The following is a 5,515-nucleotide window of genomic DNA, read 5'->3' as shown; positions in this document are numbered from 1 at the left end:
CCCTCCGCCCCGCCTACCGCGAAAGCACTGCCTCCCGTCCCGGAGAACCGGAAGCGCGGGCTCAGCGCCCAGGTGCCGTTCAAGGTCAGGTCGGCCCTCGGGTAGACGAGCCCCGTCAGCCGGTCCACGAAGGGCGTCACCCGCGCGGCGAGCCGGCCGTTGAAGTCCGCCATCCGCGACGGCACCCGGTGGGACACCGCCAGCGTCAGGTCCGGCAACAGCTCCAGCCGCTGCGCCGGGTCCGCCACGGGCGCGTCCGCGACCTGAAGGGTCGTCAGCCGCCGGTGACCTGACGGGGTGGCCCCGGGGACGCCGGGGTCCTCCGCGGGTCCTTCTTCCGTCGCGCGCACGGAGTACGCCACGCCCACGCCCACCCCCGCCTCCACGGCCGTGCGCCGGTCCAGCCGGTGCGTCCAGGCGCCGGTGAACGTCGTCACGCTGGCGCGAGCGCCGGTGGAGAAGCGCGAGTCCGTGAAGGCCAGCGTGGTGGCGAGGGTGTGCCGGGGCGCGGGGGAGTTGCCCAGGGACAGCTGCAGTCGGGGCCCGTACTGGAAGGGCACGGCCTCCTTCGCGGTGTCGTCCAGGCCGCCGCTGGCGGAGAAGCCCGCGCTGCCGGACAGCCGCCAGCCCGGGCCCAGCCACACCGTCTCCGCCGCCAGCGTCGTCAGCGAGGACAGGAAGAACACCGTGTCCACGCCCTCCGGCAGCGGCTGGATGGGGGTGGCCGGCGTGTCCCCTGGTGCGGGGCCCACCGCGGGGTCGTCATCCAGGCCCCCGCCCAGGGGCAGGTTGGTGAAGAGGTTCACCTGGCCCAGCACGAACTCCTGGGTGCCGTGCAGGGTGAGCCCGCGCGAGGGGCGCCAGTCGCTCAACAGCCGCCCCACGTGCTGCACCTCGGTGCGCGGGTTGCTGGTGGCCTCGCGGAAGGAGATGCGCGGCGCGTACTGCACCTCGGTCACCGCGCTGCCGTCGTCGTACTTGAGGCTCAGCGTGGGGACGATGTCCACGTCCGCCGCCACCGGGGCGACAGCCTCACCCGTGGCCTGCGCGTCCATGGAGCGCGTGCGGGTGTCCACGCGGGCCGCGGCGCCGTACGTCACGGAGGCCGAGGCCACCTCCAGCCACAGGCTCGCGAGGGCCGCGTCCAGCATCCGGTTATTCCACCACCACCACGTCGCCGGGGCGCAGGCGGAAGGCGGCCGCGCGGCCCTCGCCGCGGATGATGTCCTCGTAGCGCACGCGGATGCGCGTGGGCTGCTCCGCCTGTGGGTCGTCCCGGCGCAGCACGAAGATGCGGTCGCGGTGGGCGTAGTCCGTGAAGCTGCCCGCGGCGCCCAGCGCCTGGAGCAGCGTGGCGCCCGGGTCCAGCACGTGCGCGCCCACGTTGGCCACCTCCCCCAGCATCGTCACGGACATGGGGCGCGCCTCCTCCAGCGACACCGTGACGACGGGGTGTTTGATGAAGTCCTTGAGCCGCGTCTGGATCTGCTGCGCCAGCAGCGCCGGCGAGTGGCCCGCGGCCTCCACGTCGTCCAGGAAGGTGAGGCTGATGTGGCCGTCCTCGCGCACCTTCGCGCGCGTGGTGAGCGCCTCCTGGCCAAACACCTTCACGTTGAGCACGTCGCCGGGGACGATGCGGTAGGCGGCGTCCGACTCGGTGGGCTTCTCCTGGTAGTCGTTCACCCAGGTGTACTTGCCCAGGCCGCTGCACGCGGGGGCCAGCAGGAGCAGTCCGGCGCACGCGAGCGCGCGGGAGACGGGACCGCGGAATCGGGATGGGCGGGACGGCATGACGCTAGGGGCTCCTCACGCGGCGGGGGCGGCCGGCACGGCCACCTGCGAATCATTACCACCGCGCTGCTTCGCCATGCGCACCACCTGGAGCAATTCCGCCGGACGCACGGCGCCGGTGCCCAGCACGCCCACCACGTACGTGGCGGCGGTCAGCCCCAGGCGGGGCCACGCCTGCACGCCCGCGCCGGCCAGCACCCGGTCCAGCACCACGCACACGACGCACACCACGGCCGTCTTCGCCACCATGAGGAGGGAACGCCGGTCGAAGGAATTCGTTCCCATGCGGCTGAGGAACAGGACCGTGACGATGACCTCCGTGAGGAACATGGACAGCGCCGTGGCGGTGGCGCCGCCGGACGGGCCCATGCGCCCGTACAGCCACGGGATGAGCATCAGGTTGAGGATGGGGTTCACCACCGCGCCCATGGTGGCCGCCAGCGTCACCCACCACTCCTTGTTGGACATGGTGAGCCAGATGCTGCTGACCATGGTGACGTAGGCCATCACGAAGATGGGGGACAGCACGCGCAGGGGCAGCGCCGCGGGCTCGAAGCCGGGGCCGCACATCAGGCGCACCCACAGGTCCGCGCCCAGCACCATGGCCATCATCACCGGCACGGTGAAAGCGAGCACGCCCTCCAGCGAGCGGCGCGTCAGCTGCGACAGCTCCTGCGGAGACCGGGCCGCCGCGCGCGACATCATGGGCATCAGCACCCAGCCGAAGATGGGCGAGATGAGGAACGTGAGCCCCGCGATGCTGAACGCACCGCCGTACCAGCCCACCTCCTCCTTGGACGCGAGCTTGCCCAAGAGCGACATGTCCGTGCGCCCGTTGCACGCCAGCGCCGCCGCGGTGAGGAAGAACGGCAGGCACGCCTTCATCACCTTCTTCGTCGCGCCAAGGTCGATGCGGAACTTCAGCCCCAGGTGCTCCTTCGCCAGCTTCCAGCTGATGAGCAGCTTCACCGCCTCCGACAGCACCATGGGCACGGCCAGCCACTGCAGGCTCACGCCGAACGCGGCCATCAGCGCCAGGCCGCCGCCCCACACAATCTTGGTGATGACGTTGGAGACGGACAGGCCCGCGACCTTGCCCTTGGAGTGCAGCAGCGCGGCCATGGACGCGTTGATGACCATGAGCGACTGGGCCACCGCGAACCACTGCACCAGGTGCTGCACCTCCGGGGGCTCACCGGTGTGGTGGAGCACCAGCGCCAGCGCCACCATGAGGATCAGCGTCATGGCCAGGCGCAGCAGCATGGTGGTGCCGAAGAAGTCGCTCGCGTGCTCCGGGCGGACGGGCACTTCCTTGCGGATGTACGTCTCCAGGCCCAGGTTGGTGGCCACGAAGAACGTGGCGGCGAACGCCTCCGACCAGTTGAAGTAGCCGAACGCCTCCGGCCCCAGGTAGCGCGGCATCAGCGCGCGGATGCCCAGCGCGATGGCGTACGTCACCATCAGCGAGCCACCGAGCTGCAGGGTGCTGCGCACCGCGCCGCGCACTTCGTTCGCACGGGCGCCGTCGTCGACTTCAGCGGAGGGGGAAGGAGGGCTGTTCACGGTCATGGATGAAGCGGGCCTTCAGCGGCTGCTGCGCACACCAGGGGAGGAAGGCCCGCCCCATGGAAAGACGAACGGGCCCGGCGCGTCAACGCCGGGCCCGGAAATCACAACGCGGTTGCTAGCTTGCCCCGCGACCGGTGATGACCACCGGGACCGTCTGCAAGAGCAGCCGCAGGTCGCCGGTGAGGCTCCAGTGGTCGATGTACTGCATGTCCAGGTACATCCACTGCTCGAAGGAGATCTGGTTGCGGCCGGACACCTGCCAGATGCAGGTGAGGCCCGGGCGCACGGACAGGCGGCGGCGCTGCCACGTCTCGTACTTCGCCACCTCGCTGGGCACCGGCGGGCGCGGGCCCACGATGCTCATCTCACCGCGCAGCACGTTGAGGAACTGGGGCAGCTCGTCGATGGAGAACTTGCGGATGAACCGGCCGATGCCGGTGATGCGCGGGTCGTTCTTCATCTTGAAGACGGGGCCGGTCTGCTCGTTCTGCGCGGCCAGCCGCTCCTTGAGCTCCTCCGCGTTCACCACCATGGAGCGGAACTTCAGCATGTAGAACGGCTTGCCGTGCTGACCGGTGCGCAGCTGCTTGAAGAAGATGGGGCCGCGCGAGGTGAGCTTGATGCACGCGGCCACCACCGCGAACAGCGGCAGCAGCGCCCACAGCGCCACCGCGGAGACCGCGATGTCGAACAGGCGCTTCATGGCCATCTGGTGCGGCTTGGGCGCCACGGCCGCGAAGTGCAGGTAGCCGTCCGCCACCGCGCGGGACTCCACCGGGCGGGCGCGGTCCAGGCGGAACGAGTGCGCCGGCAGCGCGAACGGCACGCCGAAGCGCTCCGCCAGCTTGATGGCCGCCTGCATGGACTCGCCCTGCTTGAGCGTGTTGCCCGCGATGTAGACCTCGCTCACGGGCAGCGTGCGCAGCAGGCGCTCCAACTCGTCCGCGGGCCCCAGCACGCTCGCCGGCAGGCTGTCACCGGACGCGTGGTCCTCCGGGAAGCGCACGTAGCCCAGGATCTTGTGACGGCCGCGCGTGAGCAGGTCCTCGCCCGTGTAGCGGCCCATGGCGCCGGTGCCCACGATGAGCACCTCCTCCGTGGGGGCCTCCTGCGAGGCCACCTGGCGGAAGACGCCCAGGCGCAGAATCAGCGCCACCGGCCAGAAGATGAAGAGCAGCGGCGCCAGCCCCACGTGCGCCGCCGCCGGCAACGCCAGCTCCAGCACCGCCTGGATGGTCACCACCGCCAGCGTGGTGACGGACACCAGCGCCACGTGGTCCAGCTTGCTGCGCTCGGCGAAGCGCGAGTCATACAGACACAGCGCCGTGCCGGTGATGAGCCACACCAGCACCGCCGTCACCACCATACTGGGCAGCTCCCAGCTCATGGGGAACGTCAGCGCACCGCGCATCCACGCCGACCCCATCAGCACCGCCACCAGCAGCGCCACGTCCACGGTGAGGTTCAGCTTCGCCGCGAAGCCAGGCGCCAGGCGCGGCGGATCGGTGACCTCGGCCGAAGCCGCCACTCCCGTCACTCCGGGAGTCTTGACCTCGGCGCTTGCAGTCGCACTGCTCATCGTGTCCACCCCCCTCTGCTCACTGTTCAGGATTCGCAGAGGATACCGTCTAGGCTAGAAAAGTTTAACCAGGAGGAAATGCAAGACTGCCAAATAGTGCGTCGCGGCGCAACCACTGCTCAGCAAGAAAGACATGACAACAGGTGAAAACTTGGCCACCCATCCCAGGCGTCGGGTGTGAGTCCATGTCTCCGGACATTGAGCTTTTGTGGGTCCTTTGGATCCCACCTGGGGCTCCAAGCGACCGGGTGCGCCTGCCGACTGCATCTACGATGCCGGTCTGACGTTTGGAGGCCTGCTCTTCTACCGGGACGCGTCATGATGTGGGTCCTGAGGAAATCCCGGCGGTTGAGGGTGGGGCTCCAGACGTTCTGTCGCCGTGTAGACGTTGCAGCGCCCGTTCCTTGAGAACGCGGCCAGCGTCACGCCAGCACGCAGCGCCAGGTCGATGGCCAGGGAGCTGGCGGCGGACACGCTGACCACGACGGGGATGCGGGCGCGGGCGGCCTTCTGCACGATCTCGAAGCTGGCGCGGCCGCTGACGGCGAGGACCGTGGGCGCGGTGGGGAAGGGTGG

Annotated in this window: 5 protein-coding genes; all 5 read right to left on the bottom strand. The window is 70.0% G+C overall.

All coding sequences use genetic code 11. The annotated features are described in order from the left end of the window. Positions 1-1,151 (bottom strand): exopolysaccharide export protein EpsX (epsX, locus tag D7X55_RS35045; RefSeq protein WP_121725321.1); only part of this gene is annotated, 1,151 nt, incomplete at its 3' end. A 4-nt stretch (positions 1,152-1,155) separates the two neighbouring features. Beyond that, on the bottom strand, positions 1,156-1,791 hold the full coding sequence (gene epsY / locus D7X55_RS35040; protein WP_120552462.1) for an exopolysaccharide export protein EpsY: 636 nt from the start codon (positions 1,789-1,791) through the stop codon (positions 1,156-1,158). 15 nt (positions 1,792-1,806) lie between these two features. Further along, on the bottom strand, positions 1,807-3,360 hold the full coding sequence (gene wzx, locus D7X55_RS35035; protein WP_233610254.1) for an exopolysaccharide biosynthesis flippase: 1,554 nt from the start codon (positions 3,358-3,360) through the stop codon (positions 1,807-1,809). A 115-nt stretch (positions 3,361-3,475) separates the two neighbouring features. Then, the gene (epsZ, locus tag D7X55_RS35030) at positions 3,476-4,948 is read right to left on the bottom strand and encodes an exopolysaccharide biosynthesis polyisoprenyl-phosphate hexose-1-phosphate transferase EpsZ (protein WP_199747290.1); all 1,473 of its coding nucleotides are present in this window, start codon (positions 4,946-4,948) and stop codon (positions 3,476-3,478) included. A 294-nt stretch (positions 4,949-5,242) separates the two neighbouring features. Continuing rightward, the coding region (locus D7X55_RS35025; protein ID WP_199747289.1) for a formate dehydrogenase accessory sulfurtransferase FdhD at positions 5,243-5,515 on the bottom strand (273 nt) is incomplete at its 5' end.

Source organism: Corallococcus sp. AB049A (assembly GCF_003668885.1).
Classification (GTDB): domain Bacteria; phylum Myxococcota; class Myxococcia; order Myxococcales; family Myxococcaceae; genus Corallococcus; species Corallococcus interemptor.
This window is presented reverse-complemented; position numbering and strand designations above follow the sequence as displayed.